16 protein-coding genes and 1 pseudogene are annotated in these 17258 nt (G+C 75.8%); 7 read left to right on the top strand and 10 right to left on the bottom strand.

Annotation, left to right across the window (positions count from 1 at the left end; genetic code table 11):
* The first annotated feature begins 34 nt into the window (after positions 1-34).
* Positions 35-598 (top strand): hypothetical protein, encoded by a 564-nt coding sequence (locus ACH495_RS23565; protein WP_396859871.1) that lies wholly within the window; start codon positions 35-37, stop codon positions 596-598.
* Here the strand turns inward: ACH495_RS23565 and ACH495_RS23570 are convergent.
* From ACH495_RS23570 to ACH495_RS23595, 6 genes are read right to left on the bottom strand one after another with little or no spacing between them, the layout of a single operon-like run.
* Complete coding sequence (locus ACH495_RS23570) at positions 595-948, bottom strand: type II toxin-antitoxin system RelE/ParE family toxin (protein ID WP_396859872.1); 354 nt, start codon at positions 946-948, stop codon at positions 595-597. The genes ACH495_RS23565 and ACH495_RS23570 overlap by 4 nt on opposite strands.
* Positions 945-1412, bottom strand: a complete 468-nt coding sequence (locus ACH495_RS23575) for a hypothetical protein (protein WP_396859873.1) — start codon at positions 1410-1412, stop codon at positions 945-947. Before ACH495_RS23575 ends, ACH495_RS23570 begins: the two co-directional genes overlap by 4 nt.
* Positions 1413-1463: 51 nt before the next feature.
* The gene (locus ACH495_RS23580; protein ID WP_396859874.1) at positions 1464-2177 is read right to left on the bottom strand and encodes an ABC transporter ATP-binding protein; all 714 of its coding nucleotides are present in this window, start codon (positions 2175-2177) and stop codon (positions 1464-1466) included.
* Positions 2177-3211 carry an ABC transporter ATP-binding protein gene (locus ACH495_RS23585; protein WP_396859875.1) on the bottom strand — a complete coding sequence of 345 codons (1035 nt, stop codon included), beginning with the start codon at positions 3209-3211 and terminating at the stop codon, positions 2177-2179. Before ACH495_RS23585 ends, ACH495_RS23580 begins: the two co-directional genes overlap by 1 nt.
* Complete coding sequence (locus tag ACH495_RS23590; RefSeq protein ID WP_396859876.1) at positions 3211-5934, bottom strand: FtsX-like permease family protein; 2724 nt, start codon at positions 5932-5934, stop codon at positions 3211-3213. The genes ACH495_RS23585 and ACH495_RS23590 overlap by 1 nt, the downstream gene beginning before the upstream one ends.
* Complete coding sequence (locus ACH495_RS23595; protein ID WP_396859877.1) at positions 5931-9116, bottom strand: FtsX-like permease family protein; 3186 nt, start codon at positions 9114-9116, stop codon at positions 5931-5933. Before ACH495_RS23595 ends, ACH495_RS23590 begins: the two co-directional genes overlap by 4 nt.
* A gap of 325 nt (positions 9117-9441) precedes the next feature.
* On the opposite strand from ACH495_RS23595, the gene ACH495_RS23600 reads away from it, so the two are divergent.
* Positions 9442-10281: a hypothetical protein gene (locus ACH495_RS23600; RefSeq protein ID WP_396859878.1), complete on the top strand. Its 840-nt coding sequence runs from the start codon at positions 9442-9444 to the stop codon at positions 10279-10281.
* Between the two features lie 19 nt (positions 10282-10300).
* On the opposite strand, the gene ligD is transcribed toward ACH495_RS23600, so the two are convergent.
* A complete protein-coding gene (gene ligD, locus ACH495_RS23605; protein ID WP_396859879.1) occupies positions 10301-11332 on the bottom strand; it encodes a non-homologous end-joining DNA ligase in 1032 nt (343 codons plus the stop codon).
* Positions 11333-11379: 47 nt separating this feature from the next.
* Between ligD and msrB the strand changes: the two genes are divergently transcribed.
* The gene (gene msrB, locus ACH495_RS23610) at positions 11380-11790 is read left to right on the top strand and encodes a peptide-methionine (R)-S-oxide reductase MsrB (RefSeq protein ID WP_107159259.1); all 411 of its coding nucleotides are present in this window, start codon (positions 11380-11382) and stop codon (positions 11788-11790) included.
* 10 nt (positions 11791-11800) lie between these two features.
* Here msrB and ACH495_RS23615 read toward each other — a convergent pair.
* Positions 11801-12075 (bottom strand): annotated as a pseudogene (locus ACH495_RS23615) (isoamylase early set domain-containing protein).
* A 152-nt stretch (positions 12076-12227) separates the two neighbouring features.
* Between ACH495_RS23615 and ACH495_RS23620 the strand changes: the two are divergent.
* The 4 genes from ACH495_RS23620 to ACH495_RS23635 all read left to right on the top strand — a co-directional run bounded on the left by ACH495_RS23620 (position 12228) and on the right by ACH495_RS23635 (position 15044).
* Complete coding sequence (locus ACH495_RS23620) at positions 12228-12488, top strand: Prokaryotic metallothionein (RefSeq protein WP_107159255.1); 261 nt, start codon at positions 12228-12230, stop codon at positions 12486-12488.
* A gap of 159 nt (positions 12489-12647) precedes the next feature.
* Complete coding sequence (locus tag ACH495_RS23625; RefSeq protein ID WP_396859880.1) at positions 12648-13325, top strand: hypothetical protein; 678 nt, start codon at positions 12648-12650, stop codon at positions 13323-13325.
* Between the two features lie 59 nt (positions 13326-13384).
* Positions 13385-13825 (top strand): GNAT family N-acetyltransferase, encoded by a 441-nt coding sequence (locus tag ACH495_RS23630; protein WP_396859881.1) that lies wholly within the window; start codon positions 13385-13387, stop codon positions 13823-13825.
* 112 nt (positions 13826-13937) lie between these two features.
* On the top strand, positions 13938-15044 hold the full coding sequence (locus tag ACH495_RS23635) for a lytic polysaccharide monooxygenase (RefSeq protein ID WP_396859882.1): 1107 nt from the start codon (positions 13938-13940) through the stop codon (positions 15042-15044).
* Positions 15045-15144: 100 nt separating this feature from the next.
* On the opposite strand, the gene hemQ is transcribed toward ACH495_RS23635, so the two are convergent.
* On the bottom strand, positions 15145-15846 hold the full coding sequence (gene hemQ / locus ACH495_RS23640; RefSeq protein WP_396859883.1) for a hydrogen peroxide-dependent heme synthase: 702 nt from the start codon (positions 15844-15846) through the stop codon (positions 15145-15147).
* Complete coding sequence (gene hemG, locus ACH495_RS23645; protein ID WP_396859884.1) at positions 15843-17252, bottom strand: protoporphyrinogen oxidase; 1410 nt, start codon at positions 17250-17252, stop codon at positions 15843-15845. The genes hemQ and hemG overlap by 4 nt, the downstream gene beginning before the upstream one ends.
* Between the last annotated feature and the right edge of the window lie 6 nt (positions 17253-17258).

Here is a 17258-nt window from a genome sequence, read left to right on the forward strand (position 1 = left end):
CCAGGCTGAGGGCATCCACCACCGAGGAGGCCCGATGCCCACCGGAACCCTGTCCCCACCGGCCGTCCACGGCTGCGACGGCCGCCCGCCGCCACGGTGGGCGGTCCGCGCCGCCCACCTGATCCCGCTGGTCGTGCTCCCATCCGGGTTGTGGCGGATCGCGCTGGTCGCCGGCCTGCCGATCGGCGCCGTGGTGGCCGGTGTCCCGATCCGGCCCGGGGTCGGCGAGAGCCTCTACATCGTCGCGCTCAGCCTGGTCTCGGAAGGGCTGGCGCTGCTCGCGTTGGGCCTGGTCCGCCCGTGGGGCGAGGTGTTCCCCGGTTGGCTCCCGCGCGTCGGCGGCCGGCGGGTGCCGCCGCCGTTCGCGGTCACCGTCGCCACCGCCGGCGCCGTCGCGCTCACCCTGATCTGGGGGTACGCGATGTGGGGCGCGCTGGTCAACGGCAACGACCTGGGCTTACCGGCCGGCGGTTTCGCGCTCCTGGTCGTCTGCTACGCCCCGCTGGTGCTCTGGGGCCCGCTGCTGCTGGCCGTCACCTGGGCCTACCACCGCCGCCGATCGGGCGGGCAGGTCAGGCTTGCACCGGACGACTGCTAGTCGGTGGCCCGGGGATGCCCGGTGCCGGCGTGTCTGATCCAGCAGGTGCGGGTGTCGTGGTCGACCAGATACCAGATGCGACCGCCGGCAGTGACCTCGTACTGCCACTGCGGCAGCGTCTCGTGGCGGTGCACGGCGACGGCGAGGGCGCCTTTGAGCGGGTGCTGGCGGCTGGTCGGTGGCGCAGGGCAGGGGTCAGCTTCGATGGCGTCGAACGCGGCGCGTGTGTTGGCCGCCGCTTGGCGGCACAGTTCCTCCCAGCCCTTGGCCGCGTCGTTGGTGGCGAATCGCAGGGCGTAGCCGCCGGGGCGGGGCGGTGGCGCGGCCCGATCGCCTCGCTTCGCGCTCACGCGCCGGTGGGGCGCGTGACCGGCCCGAAGTCGTCGTCGCTCGGCGTGGTCAGGACCCGGTGCAGGTCGGGGTCGGCATGGACCTCGGCGGTGTGCCGCCACTCGGTGAGCAGCTGCGACAGCGCGGCGGTGTTGCCCACCGCGGCGGCGGCCTCCGCCGTGGCGACGAACTCGTCGGCCATCTGATGGGCATCCTCCGCGGGCAGGAATCGCACCCAGGGCAGCACGGTGGGCAGCGCCTCGCGTACCAGACCGGGGTCACGGCGGACCAGGCTGGCCAGCAGCCGGGCGGTCAGGTCTACCACCTCACCCTCGGCAGCCGCGCGATCGGCGGACATCAGCACCAGATCGGCGGCGTCACGGCGACGCAACCGCAGCGCGCGGGCGCGGGACAACCGCTCGGCCGTTTCCGCCGGCTGACGCAGCAGCTCGGAGAACGGCACGGACTCCAACGGCACGGACATGACATCAACACTACTTCAGAAGTAGGAGAGACTGCTAGCGAACGGCGCGGGTCAGTCGGTGACCAGGTGGCCGTCGCGCAGGACCAGGGTCCGGTCGGCTAGCTCGATCAGCGCCGGATCGTGCGTGGCGACCAGCGCGGTCATGCCCCGGGCGTGCACCACGGCCCGCAGCAGATCCATGATCGAGCGACCGGTCTCGGAGTCGAGCTGACCGGTCGGCTCGTCGGCGATGAGCAGGTCCGGCTCGTTCGCCAGCGCCCGGGCCACCGCCACCCGCTGCTGCTGGCCGCCGGACAACTCGTACGGGCGCTGCGCCGCGTGCGCGCCCAGCCCGACCAGCTCCAGCAGCACCGCCACCCGCTGCTCCCGCTCCGCCGCCGGCACCTTGGCCAGCCGCAACGGCACCCCGACGTTCTCCGCCGCGGACAGGATCGGCACCAGGCCGAACGTCTGGAAGACGAAGCCGACGGCGCCCCGGCGCAGCGCCAGCAGTTCCCGCTCCCCCGCCGCTGTCACGTCGTGCCCGGCCACCTCGATCCGGCCGGCGTCCGGCCGGTCCAGGCCACCGATCAGGTTCAGCAGTGTGGTCTTGCCGGCCCCGGACCGGCCGCGCACGGCCACCAGCTCGCCCCGGCCGGCGGTGAGGGAGACGTCCCGCACGGCGTGCACGGCGTGCTCCCCCCGGCCGAAGGTGCGGCTCACCCCCTCGACCCGGACCACGTCCTCGACCGGCGTCGCCGGCAGCACCCCAGCCTGGTCGGTCATCACGCGTTCCCCTCGGTGTGCGCCCGGTCGCCGGGGCGGACCTCGACGTGGTCGGGTTCCAGGTCGAGCCGGACCCGGTCGCGCAGGGCCAGCGCCTCCACGAACGGCGCCGGCAACTGCATCCGGCCGGTCCGGTCGAGCACCGCGTACTCCTCGCTGACCAGCTCGGTGCCGCCGTCGGCGGTGACCCGCGCGGTCCGGCGTACCTCGGAGGCGGTCCGGCCGTCGCGGATGGCGACGGTCCGGCGGACCTGGCCGGACACGGCGTGGTCGTGGGTGACCACCACGATGGTCACCCCCAGCTCGGCGTTGATGGTGCGCAGCGCGGCGAAGACCTCCGCGCCGGTCGCCTCGTCCAGCTCGCCGGTCGGCTCGTCGGCGAAGAGGATCTCCGGATCGTTGGCCACCGCGACGGCCACCGCGCACCGCTGCTGCTCGCCGCCGCTCAGCTGGCCCGGCCGGCGGTCCGCGCAGTGGCCGACGCCGACCAGGTCGAGCAGCCGGCGGGCCCGCTCCCGCCGGTCCCGCCGGCCGCCGGACCGCCGGGCCAGCCGCATCGGCAGCTCCACGTTCTCCAGCGCGGTCAGGTACGGCAGCAGGTTGCGGCCGGTCTGCTGCCAGACGAAACCGACCATCTCCCGCCGGTACGCCAGCCGCTTCCGGTGCGACAGGGCGAGCAGGTCGTACTCGGCGACCCGGGCGATACCGGCGGTCGGGGTGTCCAACCCGGACAGGATGTTGAGCAGGGTGGACTTGCCGGAGCCGGAGGCGCCCACGATCGCGACCAGCTCGCCGCGGTCGATGACCAGGTCGAGGCCCTGGAGCGCGACCACCTCGACGCCCTCGGTCTTGAAGATGCGCACCAGCCCGTCGCAGACGATGTGCCCGCGCAGCCGGTCCCGGCCACCGGCCCGTTCGGCGGCGCGCTCCGCGGCGCGGCGTTGCAGGGCGGCCAGGTCCGGCACGGCGGACGTCGGCGGTCCTGGGTCGTGGCGCGGCGTCAGACCCGCCGAGCCGGAAGCGGTAGCGGTCATCAGCTCTCCTCTCCGAGCCGCAGCACCTCACCGAGGCGCATCCGGCGGTTGTTCACGGCCTCCACGGTGATCGCGAAGCCGAGGGCCAGCAGGGCCAGGGCGGACACCCCGGCCACCAGGCCGGGTTCGAACGCCGGACGCACGGTCACCCCGCCGGTGAACGCGGGCAGGCCGAGCACCGGGGTGAGCAGCAGCGGCAGCAACGCGCCGACCACCGCGCCGGTGAGCACCGACACCAGCACCAGCGGCGTCAGCTCCACCAGCAGCAGCCCGCGCCACTGCCGTCGGGACAGGCCCATGGTGCGCAGCCGGGACAGCACCTGCCCCCGGGACCGGGCGCCGGCGAGCACCGCGAACGCGAGCCCGAGCAGGCCCAGCACCGCGCCGCCCCCGGCGCCGAGCGCGAACCCGAACACCAGCAGCCCGTTCACGCCGCTGCCGCCCAGCTCGGCCCGGACGGCGGCGCGGCTGGTCACCTGCGGCGCGCGGGCCTTGTCCCCGGTCTCCACCGCCCCGATCCGCAGGTAGCGGCGCTGCCCCTCGGCCGCCACCCGGTCCACCTCGGTCGGGTCGACGCCGGGGCCGGCCAGCACGAAGCCGGTGGGGGCGAGCGGGTGCGGGGCGTCCGCCGGCAGGGCCGGCCAGGGCAGCACCACGAACCGGGTCACCTCGCGGTCGACCAGCGCGAACCCGTCGACGGTGGCGGCGGCGCGCAGCGGCAGCCGGTTGCCCTGCACGTCCAGCCAGGCGGGGCGGCGTCCCCCGGCGTCCGCGAGCCCGGCGTCGGCCAGTTCCGCGGCGACCGCCGGGGACACCAGCGCCGGCAGCGGGGTGCTGCCGTCGCCGCCGGCGAGCAGCGGGCCGGGCACGCTCACCGGTACGCCGGCGCGGCGGGCCACCTCGGCGAAGCGGTCGCCGTCGACCAGCAGCACCCGCAGCTCCCGGATCGGGGTCGGCCGGCCGGCCCGGTCGGCGTACGGGCGCTCGGCCCGGATGGTGAGCAGCGGAGCCACCGCGCGGACGCCGGGCAGCGCGGCCAACTGCCCGGCGGTGTCCGGCGCGAACCGTTCGCCGTCGACCAGCACGTCGCCGGGGACCGCACGGGCGGCGGCGGTGTCCCGGCCGGCCTCGATGCCGGTGGCCACCACCCCGCAGAACGCGGCGGTGGCGACCGCCAGCACCACCACGACCAGCGGCCCGGTGCTGGCCGCCCGGCCGGCGCGGGCGGCGCCGAGGAACGCGACGCTGCCGCGCGCCCGGGCCGCCACGCGGCTGAGCAGCCGCAACGGCCACGGGTACGCACGCAGCGCCAGCACCGCCGCGGCCACCGCCAGCAGCACCGGCACGGAGACCAGCAGCGGGTCCACCGAACCCGGGGTGAGCCCGCGCCGGCGCAGCAGGAACGCCCCGAGCACGGCGACCCCGAGCACCGCCACCTCGACGGTCAGCCGCAGCGCCGGCGACCGGCCGCCAAGGTCGGCGCGGCCGGTGACCCGGCGGCCGACGGCGAGCGCCGCCAGCGGCGGGAGCAGCGTGGCCAGCAGCGCGGCGAGCAGCACCCAGGGCGTCGACGCCCCGGCGCCCGGCAGCAGGCCGCCGAGCAGCCAGCCGATCCCGGCCGCCGCCGGCAGCACCAGGACGGACTCGGCCAGGCCGCGGCGCAGCACGTCGCCGGTCGAGCCGCCGCGCGCCCGGATCAGGTGGAACTCGGCGCGACGGCGGCGCGCGGCGAGCCGGGCGGCCAGCACGGAGAGCCCGGCCAGCGTGGCGAGCAGCCCGGCGGCGATGACCGCCAGCAGCGTACGGGCCGCGGCGAGCGCGGCGGCGAACCGGCGCAGCGGAACGTCCACGCCCTGCCTCAGCGTGACCGAGGCGGGACGGGTCCGCGCCAACCCGTCGACGCCGGCGATCAACGCGTCGAGCCGGCCGGGGGTGAGCCGGTCCGGGGCGATCCGGTAGCGCCAGCCGAAGCTCACCGGCCACCCGACCGCGGCGACGGCGTCCACCCCGGCGTCGGCCGTGTAGGCGACCGCCACGAACGGGTCGCCGTCGCCCTCGGGCGGGGTGAGCCGCAGCATCGACGGCAACGCGTCCCAGACCCCGTTGCCCGGGTCGTTCGGCCGCCACACGCCGACCAGTTCGACCGGGCGGGACGCCAGCGGGTCGCCGTTCGGGTCGAGCAGCGACAGGCGGAAGCGGTCGCCGGGCGCGACGCCCAGTCCGGTGGCCACCGTCTCCGCGAGCGCCACCTCGATCGCGCCGGCCGCCGTGACGCCACGCTCCGGCCACCGACCGCCGGTCAGCGTGGCGGCCTCGCGCAGGCCGTTGCCGGTACGCAGGACGAGGTCGATCAGCCCCTTGTCGCCGCGCAGCGTCGAGCCGCGCAGCCGGCCCGGCACGGTGTCCGCGGCGTACCAGCGGTCCCCGACGACCTCGCGCACCACGCCGGGCATCCGCTCCTCGATCGCCGCGAGCTGGTCCGCCTGCCCGGCGACCACCGGCTGGAGGGTCGGCGGGAACGTGGTCGGCCCGATGGCGTACGTGAGGTCCCGCAGGGCCACCGGCTGCCCGGCCACGTACTCGGTCAGGCCCTGGCCGGTGAGCCGGTCGGCGACCCGCGGCACCCCCGTGATCAGCAGCGTGGTCACCACGGTCAGCACGGCGAGCAGCAGGAACTGCCCCGCGTACGCCCGGACCCGGCCGGCGGCGCCCGGCAGCCTCATTGTTCTCCCCCGATCCGGAGCTGCACGGCGGCGATCCGCTGGCGGATGCCGGTGGTGATGACGGCGGCGAAGGCGAGCGCGGCGAGCAGCAGCCCGGCGGCGGTCAGCCCGACCGGCGACCAGGGCACCGTGAAGACCGCCTCGGGCACCGGCCGGCCGGCCGCCGGGGTGAGGATCACCAGGGGCACCATGGTCGCCGCCACCACGGCCCCGACCAGCAGCCCGACGCCGACCCCGATCGCGGCCAGGAACGTCTGCTCGGCCAGGTAGGCGCGGGCCAGCAACCGGCTGGTCGCGCCGAGCGTGGTGAACACGGCGAACTCGGTGAGCCGGCGTCGGGTGGTGGCCCACCCGTCCACGGCCAGGCCGACCAGGGCCAGCAGCACGGACCCGAGCGCGGCGGCGAGCAGCCCGGTGCGGGCACCCCGCCAGTACGGGTCCCGGGCGGCCTCCTGGGCCACCTGTCGCCGGTCGTGCAGGACGGTGCCGTCGGCCCCGGCGAGCGCCCGCGCCGCGGCGGTGTGCCCGCCCGGCCCGGCCCGCAGCCACCACTCGGCCACCGGCCGGACGCCGCCGCGCTGCTGGAGCACCTGGTTGGCGGCGGCGGGCAGGTCGAGGAGCACGCCGTCGCCCTCGGTGCCGGGGACCGCGGCGACCTGACCGACCACTGTGGCGTCCAGCGTCACCTCGGCCAGCGACAGCGTGACCGAGTCACCGGTGCCCACGCTCAACGCGGTCGCCACGCCCGGGGTGATCAGCACCGGCACCGGCGGGGCGTCCGCCCCGGGCACCACCGCGAAACGGGACGGCGGCGTGACCGCGTACTGCAGCAGCCCTTCGGGCACGCGGAAGCTGCGGGTCGCGTCCACGGTGGTTGGCGTCGCCTGCGCGGGGCCCTGCGGCCCGGTCGCCGGGTCGACCACCCGCCACGGCCCGGCGGCCGGCAGCGGCAGCGCGGCGCCGTCGGCGTCGGCGAGCCGTAGTCCCTCCACCAGCAGCCGGTAGGAGCGGCCGATCACGTCACCGCCGTCGGCCTCGAACCCGGCCAGCCGCAGCGGCGCGCCACCGGAGTCGGGCAGCGCGACGGAGAAGCGCACCGGACGGCCGTCGCCGTCGGCCTCGGCCAGCCGCAGCCGCCACGCGGCGCCGGCGTCGGTGGTGAACAACGCGGTCACCGTCACCGTGGGCGGCGTGTAGGACGTGTCGACCGGGGTGCGGACGGTCCCGGCCAGCGTCCGCGCCGCCGCCGGCAGGAGGCCCCCGGTGGGCGCGCCCCGCCCGCCCGCCAGGCGGTCCAGCAGCGCGGCGGTGGACGCCTCGCCGTCGGCGTCGTCGAGCCGGACCATTCCGTGCGCGGCGGCGGCGTCCCATGCGACAGCGGTGGCCGGGCGGGCCTCCCGGCCGACCCGGATGTCGTCCCGCCAGGCCGGCAGCACCCGGTCCAGCCCGGGGGCGGCGGCCACCGCGGCGGCCCGGTCGTCGGGGGCGGTGCCGTCGCGCTCGGTCAACCGCAGGTCGGCGCCGACCGTGTGCCAGGCCTGGTCCCGCTGCGACCGCTCCCAGGAGGCCACCAGCGACCAGGCCAGCGTGCTGCCGCCGACGGCGAGCGCGAGCAGCAGCACCGGCCCGGCGTGCGGGCGGCGGCCCGCCTGCCACATGCCGAACATGGTCGCGTTCCACGGCCGCCGGTCGACGACCCGTTCCGCGAGCCGGGTGGTCGGCGGCAGCAGCCGCAGCGCGATCACGGCGCCGGCCAGCACGCCGATGGTGGGCGCGGCGGCCAGCAGCGGGTCGATGCCGAGGCGGCCGTTCGCGCCGGCCAGCGGCGAGGAGTACTGCCGCAGTTGGGCCCAGGCGAGCACGGCCAGCGCCACCAGGGCCAGGTCGACGCTGGCGCGCTGCACGGCCGCGCCCCGACTCGGCCGGGAGCGGGCCGCCATGTCGGCGACATAGGTGCCGGCCCGACGCAGGGCCGGCAGCACCATGGCGAGCAGGCAACCGACCGCGGCGGCGAGCGCGACCAGCCAGACCCGGGCCGCGGCGCCGCCGGCCAGACCCAGGTCCGCGCCGAGGTGCCGCACCGCCTGCCCGGTCAGCGCCGGGGCCAACAGCACGGCCGGCGCCACCACCAGCGTCGCCTCGCGTACGGCGAGCCCGGCGAGCTGGCCACGCGCGGCGCCCCGGGCCCGCAGCAGCGCGGTCTGGGCCCGCCGGTCCTCGTTGAGCAGCGCGGCGACCAGCACCAGCGCGTACCCGCCGAGCACCACGATCAGCAGCAGCGGGGTGAGCAGTGCGGACCGACCCACCAGGTCGGCCCGGCCGAGCCGGTCCGCCAGCCGGTCCAGGTGGCCGACCTGCTGCGTCGAGGAACCCAGGCCGGTGGCCTCGGGCAGCCGCTCGGTGACGCCGGCCAGCGCGGCGGTGACGGCGGACAGCCGGCCCGGCTCCACGTTGGTCAGGTCCGGGGCGGCCAGCCAGGCCGCCGAGACCGAGCCCGGAAAGGTACGCGCGAAGTCCGCCGGGTCCAGCGCGAACGGCCCGTACGAGGTGCTCGCCGCGTCGCCCTGGCTGGCGCCGACGCCCGGGGCGAGCCGCCAGTACGCGTCGGCCGCGTCGCGGGGCCGCCACGTGCCGACGACAGTCACCGCGCCGGCGCGTTCCGCCGCCCGGTCGAACAGCGGCACCCGCTCCCCGACCGTCAGGCCGAGCCGCGCGGCCACCTTCTCCGGCACGGTCACCTGCAACGGAGCGGCGCCGGGTGTGGGCCACGTCCCGGCGGTCAGCTCGGCGCGCGCCGGCAGGTCGTCCAGCGTGGCGAGGTTGGCGAACATCGGGTCGTCGTCGGTGCGGGCGGCGCCCACGTCACCTGTCAACTCCCGTCCGGTGCCGTAGCGGGCGGCGGCCACCCGGACCGGGGCCCCGCCCAGCCCGCCGGCAAACTGCGCCCGGACCGCCCGGTCCCGCTCCGCGTACGCGGCGGTGTCGGCGCCACCGGAGCCGCTGACCAGCAGGCTGCGCTCCTCCGCCGGGGCGGCGTCGAGCACCGCGCGAGCGCCCGCCTCGACCGCCCGCCGGTTGTAGTCGGAGAGCCCGGTGACCAACCCGACCGCGACGAGAGCCGCGACCGCGGCGGCGAGCAGCAGCCCTCGGGCCTCGACCGCCCGCCTCCACACCAGCTTCATCCGACGTCCTTCCCTGGCTCGGGTGAGCCGATGACCAGGAAGACCCGCCACCACCGGGAAAAGGTTCGCACCCGTTACATGATCGTTACCCCACCCCACCTTCACCCCACCCCGCGCCACCCGCCCGCCCCGCCCGCCCCGCCCCCGCCCCGCCCCATCGATCTTGGAGTTGTGGTGCCATGGAATGCGCTTTATGCGGCTTTCGTGAGGTGCCACAACTCCTAGATCGACGAAGGCGGGGGCGGGGGCGGGGGCGGGGGCGGGGCGGGGCGGGGTTTGTCCACAGGGGCGGACGGGGGGACGGGCGGCGCGGGAGGGTGGCGGGGTGTGGCGGTACGAGGAGTTGCGGGCGGGCGGGGTGAGTCGCGGGGCGGTGCGGCACCGGGTGGAGGCGGGGCGTCTGGGTCGACTGTCGAGAGGCGTCTACGGACGTGCGGACGACGAGACGGGCCGGCTACGGGCGCTCTTCCGCCGGTTGCCGCCCGACGCCGTGGCGGGGTTCCACACCGGTGCCCGGCTGCACCGCTTCGGCGCCGTGCCCGCCGACGTGGTGCATGTGATCGTTCCGGCCGGTGGCCCGGTACCGAGCATCCGGGGCGTGGCCGTGCACCAGTCCGTCCTGCCGGTCAGGGACGTGGTGGAGGTCGCCGGGGTGCCGTGCGCGCCGGCCGCCCGCTGCGCCGTCGACCTGGCCCGGGTGCTGCGCCGGTCGGACGCGCTACCGGTGCTGGATCTGTGCCTGCGGGTGGGCGCCTGCCGCCGTGCGGACCTGCTGGCGGAGGTGACCGGGCACGCCGGGCTGCGCGGGGTGCGCCAGGCAGGCCGGCTGGCCGAGCTGGCCGACCCCCGTTCGGAGTGCCGGCAGGAGAGCCAGCTACGCCTGCTGCTGATCGACGCCGGGCTGCCCGCGCCGGAGCCGCAGCTCTGGGTGCCGGACGATGACGGCGTGCCGGTCTACCGGCTCGACCTGGGCTACCGTCAGCAGCGCATCGGCGTGGAGTACGACGGCCGCTCCCACCTCGACCCCGATCGCCTGCACCACGACCGCTCCCGGATGAACTGGCTGGCCGAGCAGGGCTGGCGCATCCGTGTCTACACCGCCACCGATCTCTACCGCCGACCGAACCACATTCCGAAGTCCGTCCGGGCACTCCTCTGCCAGTGACGATGTGGGGACGGGGCCGTCAGGAGGGTTTCGGGCGGTCGCGGTCCTTGGAGGGCTGGACGCGTTTCGGCTCGCCGGGCATCTTCGGGTATTCCGGCGGGTAGGGCAGGTCGCCGAGGCCGTCGGCGGCGTCGCGTTCGGCCCACTCCAGCAGCGGCGTGATGTCCCACGGGGCGTCGTCGATGCCGGCGTGCGGGTCGCCCCGCTCGGCGAACCGGGCCGGCACCGTGCCCAGGTGGAAGTCGTCCGGGTCGACCTCGGGCAGCTCGTCCCACTCGACCGGGGTGGAGACGGTGGCCCGCCCGTTGGCCCGCAGCGAGTACGCGCAGGCGATGGTGCGGTCCCGCGCCGTCTGGTTGAAGTCGACGAAGACCCGGCGCCCCCGCTCCTCCTTCCACCAGGCGGTGGTGACCAGCTCGGGCCGGCGCCGTTCCAGCTCCCGGGCCAGCGCGATGGTCGCCCGGCGCACCTCGACGAACGTCCAGCGCGGCTGGATGCGCAGGTAGACGTGCACGCCCCGGCCGCCGGAGGTCTTGGGCCAGCCGGGCACGCCCAGCTCGTCCAGCAGGCCGCGCAGCTCGCCGGCGGCGGTCGCGGCGTCGGCGAAGTCGGTGCCGGGCTGCGGGTCGAGGTCGACGCGCAGTTCGTCCGGGCGGTCGGTGTCGGCGGCGCGCACCGGCCAGGGGTGGAAGACGACGGTGCCCATCTGCGCCGCCCAGGCCACGTGGGCCAGGTCGGCCGGGCAGAGCTCGTCGGCCTTCCGGCCGCTGGGGAAGCTGATCTCCGCGGTGCGGATCCACGGGGGTACGCCGCGCGCGGGCACCCGCTTCTGGAAGAACATCTCCCCCTCGATGCCCTCGGGGAAGCGTTGCAGGGTGGTGGGCCGGTCCCGCAGGGCCCGGGTGATCCCCTCGCCCACGGCCAGGTAGTAGTGGAAGACGTCCGCCTTGGTGAAGCCGCGCTGCGGGAAGATCACCCGATCCGGGCTGCTCAGCCGCACGGCCCGGCCGGCGACCTCGATCTCCTCGACGGCGCTTCTGCTGCCCGCCATCAGGCGACCATATGCGATCCCACCGACAGCCGACGTACCGTGGAACGGTGAGTCTTTCCGACAATGAACTGCCCCGCACCGAGGACGAGTGGCGGGTCCGGTTGAGCCCGGCGGAGTTCCGGGTGCTCCGCGAGGCCGGCACCGAGGCGCCCTGGACCGGTGAGTACGTCGACACCAAGACCCCCGGCGTCTACCACTGCCGGGCCTGCGGGGCCGAGTTGTTCCGCAGCGACGACAAGTTCGACTCGCACTGCGGCTGGCCCAGCTTCGACGACGCCATCCCCGGCGCGGTCAAGGAGATCCCGGACAACACGCTCGGCATGCGGCGGGTGGAGATCCGCTGCGCCCGCTGCGACAGCCACCTGGGGCACGTCTTCGAGGGTGAGGGCTTCACCCCGAAGGACACCCGGCACTGCGTCAACTCCATCTCGGTGCGACTGGAGCCGAGCGGCGGCTGACCGCGCGGCGCTACAGGCGCAGCAGGCTGCCGGCCTCGTCGACCTGGTCGGCGGCCTCGTCGTCCAACCACACCCCGCCCGTGGCGAGGTAGCGGAAGCGGTGTTCACCCGGGCCGAGCCGTACGGTCACGGTCCGGGTGCCGTCCCGGCGCGGCACCAGTTCGTGCCGGCCGGGCTCCCACCCGTTGAAGCAGCCGACCACGCTGACCGTGCCGGCGGGCGCGTGGCGGGGCAGGGAGAACGTCACCCGGGTCTGGTTGCCGAAAGCTTGTTGCGCTTGATCACGATTCCTCCCGATTCTCGACGTCACCCGGGTCAACGCGCGACACGCCGGGGTGACTCGCCGTCGCGCCGGACCAGGTTCGCCGGTTCCGGCCGCTGCGGCGGGCCCGGTGCCCGACGCTGGGAGCACAGGTCCGTTTTAGGGGGGTTTTCGTATGGCTGCCTGTGAGGTCTGCGGCAACGACTACTGGATGGCGTTCGAGGTGCGCACGGTCGACGGGGCCCGGCACACGTTCGACTGCTTCGAGTGCGCGGTGCACAAGATGGCGCCGATCTGCGAACACTGCCAGATCAAGATCGTCGGGCACGGCGTCGAGGTGTCCGGCCGTTTCTTCTGCTGCGCCCACTGCGCCCGCGCGGTCGAGGGCGACCAGGGCGCCGAGATCCGCGACGCGGTCGGCGCCCGACCCGCCTGAGCGGACGCACGATCCGGGAAGCCGGCCGCTCGCCGCACGCCGGGGAATCGGGCCGCGCAACGGGAACGGCCGCGTGCAACGGGAACGGCCGCGCGGCCGGCCCACCCGGCCGGCGGTCGGGCGCAGCGGCCCGCGTCGATCGACGGCTAGCATCCTCCGGTGACCCGACGGATGATCGTCTCGGCGGCTGTTCTCGCCGCGCTGGCCGGCTGCGCCCCGACCCCCGCTCCGAGCGGACCGACCGACGCCGAGCCGGTTCTCGCCGCACCGGCACCCACCGACGGCGGCGTCGCCGTCGCGCTGCGGGACCGGCACGCCGCCACCGGCAGCCTCGCCGGCCTGGCCGAGAAGCCCGACCACGCCAGCGAGCAGCTCGACTCGGACGGGATCGCCTGCGGCCGGCCGCTGCCCCTGCTCGACCGGCGGACGGTCGCGGTGACCCACGTGTTCGGCACGCCGAAGGGCACTCCGGCCGGGGAGTTCGTCGAGGTGGCCCAGGAGACCGTGGTCTACCCGGACGCGGCGGTGGCCGCCGACGCCGTACGCCGGATCTTCGATCTGTTGGAGGCGTGCGACCGCGACGAGGAGGACGGGCAGGTGACCGCCGGCCACACCGCCGTCGACCTGCCCACCGGGGTGGGCGTGCCGGGCCGCGTGGTCGCCGCCACCATGACGCTGCCCGACGGCACCCGCTTCCCGCACCGCTACGGCTGCGTGCACCGGGGCCGGGTGACCCAGTGCGTGGGGGTCTGGACCCGGTCGGCGGCCGCCACCGCGACCTGGTTCGACCGGGCCGCCGTCGCCACCGGCGCCGGCCTGCGCGCGGCGTCGCGCTGACCGCCCCCGCGGGCCGGGTCGGGGCCGCCCGCCCGACGCTCGCGGCCTAACCTGGCGGGATGTCCGTCGAGTTCCACCTGGCCGGCTTCGCCGAGCTGGACGCCCGCACCTTCCACGACCTGCTCCGGCTGCGCATCGACGTGTTCGTGGTGGAGCAGTCCTGCGCGTACCCGGAACTGGACGGCCGGGACGTCGAGCCCGGCACCCGCCATCTCTGGCTGACCCACGACGGCGCCGTCGTGGCGTACCTGCGGATCCTGGCCGACCCCGACGGCGTGGCACGGATCGGCCGGGTGGTGGTGGCGCCGGCGGCCCGCGGCGCGGGCCTGGCCGGCACGCTGCTGACCGGGGCGCTGGCCGCGGTGGGCGACCGGCCGTGCGTGCTGGAGGCGCAGACACACCTGGTGGGTTTCTACGCCGGCCACGGCTTCACGGTGAGCGGACCCGGCTACGTCGAGGACGGCATCCCGCACACGCCGATGCGCCGGAATCCCAACTAATTGACGCCTGTCGTTTTCTGTGGCAGCGTGCGGACGGAGCCGCCACGCGGGAGAGGGCAACTCCCGACAGTCCGGGCGTCGTGCACCGACACCCCACCCCCGGAGGCTTCACATGTCCACTCCGTACCGTCGCCGCATACCGCTCGGCGCGGCGATCCTCGGCGTCTGCGCGGTCGTCGCGGCGCTCCTCACCACCGCGTTCTCCGGCCCGGCCTCGGCGCACGGGTCCGTGGTCGATCCGGCCTCGCGGAACTACGGCTGCTGGCAGCGCTGGGGCAGCGACTTCCAGAACCCGGCGATGGCCACCCAGGACCCGATGTGCTGGCAGGCCTGGCAGGCCGACCCGGCCGCCATGTGGAACTGGAACGGCCTGTTCCGTGAGGGCGTCGCCGGCAACCACCAGGGCGCCATCCCGGACGGTCAACTGTGCAGCGGCGGGCGCACCTCCAGCGGCCGCTACAACGCGCTCGACACGGTCGGCGCCTGGAAGACCACGCCGATCTCCAACAACTTCCGGATCAAGCTGTACGACCAGGCCAGCCACGGCGCCGACTACATCCGGGTGTACGTGACCAAGCAGGGCTACAACGCGCTGACCACGCCGCTGCGCTGGAGCGACCTGGAGCAGGTCGGCCAGATCGGCAACACCCCGGCCAGCCAGTGGACGCCCGAGTCGACGGGCGTGTCGATCCAGGTGCCGGCGAACGCGCCGGGCCGCACCGGCCGGCACATCGTCTACACCATCTGGCAGGCCAGCCACCTGGACCAGTCCTACTACCTGTGCAGCGACGTCGACTTCGGTGGCGCCGGCCCGTCCCCGACGGCATCGCCGACCGCGTCCCCGACCACGTCGCCGACCGCGCAGCCGACCCCGACGCCCACCACCCCGCCGTCGACGCCGAACCCGGCCGGGGGCTGCACCGCGACCTACCAGATCACCGGGCAGTGGGGCGGCGGCTTCCAGGCCGAGGTGAAGGTCACCAACGGCAGCGGTTCACCGGTCCGCGGCTGGTCGGTGAGCTGGAACTACCAGAACGGCCAGCAGGTCACCTCGGCGTGGAACGCCACGGTGACCACGAGCGGAGGGCTTGTCACCGCGCGCAACGTCGCCTACAACGGCGCGCTCGCGCCGGGGGCGAGCACCTCGTTCGGCTTCACCGGCTCGTCCAGCGGCACCAACCCGGTGCCGGGGATCCTCTCCTGCACCACGACCGCCTGACCCGGCCCCTCCCGCCGGTTAGGCGGGGGCCCCGCTTAACCGGCGCGTGTTAAGCGGGGCCCCCGCCTCTACCAAAAACGTTAAGCGGGGCCCCCGCCTTTCACACCAGGCAGGTGACGATGTCGGCGATGGGACGGCGGCGGCCGGTGTAGAACGGCACCTCCTCGCGGACGTGCCGCCGGGCCCGCGAGGCCCGCAGGTCGCGCATCAGGTCGACGATGCGGTGCAGCTCGTCGGCCTCGAATGCCAGCATCCACTCGTAGTCGCCGAGCGCGAACGAGGCGACCGTGTTGGCCCGCACGTCCGGATAGCCGCGGGCCATCTTCCCGTGCTCGGCCAGCAGCTCCCGCCGCTCGCCCTCGGGCAGCAGGTACCACTCGTACGAGCGGACGAACGGGTAGACGCAGAGGTAGGCGCGCGGCTCCTCGTCGGCCAGGAACGCCGGGATGTGGCTGCGGTTGAACTCCGCCGGCCGGTGCAGCGCCATCTGCGACCAGACCGGGGTGAGCGCCCGGCCCAGCGTGGTGCGGCGGAACCGCAGGTACGCGTCCTGGAGCGCGTCGCTCGACGACGAGTGCCACCAGATCATCAGGTCGGCGTCGGCGCGCAGCCCGGCCACGTCGTACGTGCCCCGGATCGTCACGTCCTTGCCGGCCAGCTCCGCGAAGAGCGACTCGACCTCGTCGACGACGTTCTCCCGCAGCGACGGCAGCGGGCTCGACGCCCGGTACACCGACCACATGGTGTAGCGGATGGTCTCGTTCAGCTCCCGCAGCCGGGCCGCGTTGGTCTGCTCGGTCATGTCGCCGATCCTCCCAGTGCCGTGATGATCTCTTCGGCCGCCGTCTCGCCGGAGCGGACGCAGACCGGGATGCCGACCCCGTCGAAGCCGGCCCCGGCCAGGGCCAGCGTCGGGTGCGCGGCACCCAGTGCCGCCCGGACCCCGGCCACCCGGCCGGCGTGCCCCGGCGGGTACTGCGGCAGCGCGCCGCCCCACCGCTGCACGTGCCGGGCCACCGGCTCGGGCAACGTCGTGCCCAGCGCCGCCGACAGCTCCCGCCGCACGGTGGCGGCCAGGTCGTCGTCGGTGAGCTGGAGCGACGTCTCGTCGCCGTACCGGCCGACCGAGGCGCGGACCAGCGCCAACCCGTCCGGCCGGCGCAGGTGCCCCCACTTGGTGGTGAAGAACGTGGCCGCCTTGATCAGCAGACCCTCGCCGGCCGGCACCAGGAAGCCGGACAGCTCCGGCAGGTCCGGGCCGGGCAGCGCGAGCGTGACCAGCGCGACGCTGGCGTAGTCGAGCCCGCCGACCGGGCCCGCCACCTCGGGCGCCGAGGCGGCCAGCAGCCGGGCGGCCGGCCGGGCCGGCACCGCCAGCAGCACCGCGTCGGCGTCGACGAACTCCGGGTCGCGGGTCGGTCCGACGGTCAGTTGCCAGCCGGTCGGGGTGCGCCGCAACTCCCGCACCGCGGCGTCCCGGCGGATCGTCGCCCCGCTGGCCCGGGCCGCCGCCTCGACCAGCGTGCTCAGCCCACCGGCCAGGGTGCCGAAGACCGGTGCGCCGGGCGCGCGCGGCGCGGCGGCCTGCGCGGCGCGTACCGCACCGACGAGTGTGTGTTCCCGACGGGCCGCGCGGGCCAGCGCCGGCATGGTGGTGACCAGGGAGAGGTCGTCGGCCCGGCCGGCGTACACGCCGCCGAGCATCGGGTCGACCAGCCGGTCCACCACCGCGTCGCCGAGCCGCTCCCGGACCAGCCGGCCGACCGCGACGTCCTCGCCGGGGGCCAGCAGCGGACGGCCCGCGTCCCGGTCGGCGTCCGCCGCCGGCCGCGCCACCGCCGCCACCTTCGCCAGATCCCCGGGTACGCCGACGAGCGTGCCGCCCGGCACCGGACGCAGCCCGCCGTCGACCAGCAGGGCGGCCTGCCCGACGGTCGGGTGGACGATCTCCGTGGCCAGGTCGAGGCGGCGCGCGAGGGTCACCGCTGCCGACTCCCCGCCGGCCGGGTCGCGCATCAGGAACGACTCGGCCCCGAACTCGACCGGCCCACCGGCCAGCTCACCGGTGCGCAGCTTGCCGCCGAGGCGGCCGGACTGCTCGTACACGGTGATCTCGGTGCCGGCGGGGGCGCGGTCGCGCAACCGGACGGCGGCGGCCAGCCCGGTGATCCCGCCACCGACGATCGCCACCCGCCACGGCCGCGCCACGGCTCC

The sequence above is a fragment of the Micromonospora sp. NPDC018662 genome (genome assembly GCF_044391475.1).
GTDB lineage: Bacteria > Actinomycetota > Actinomycetes > Mycobacteriales > Micromonosporaceae > Micromonospora.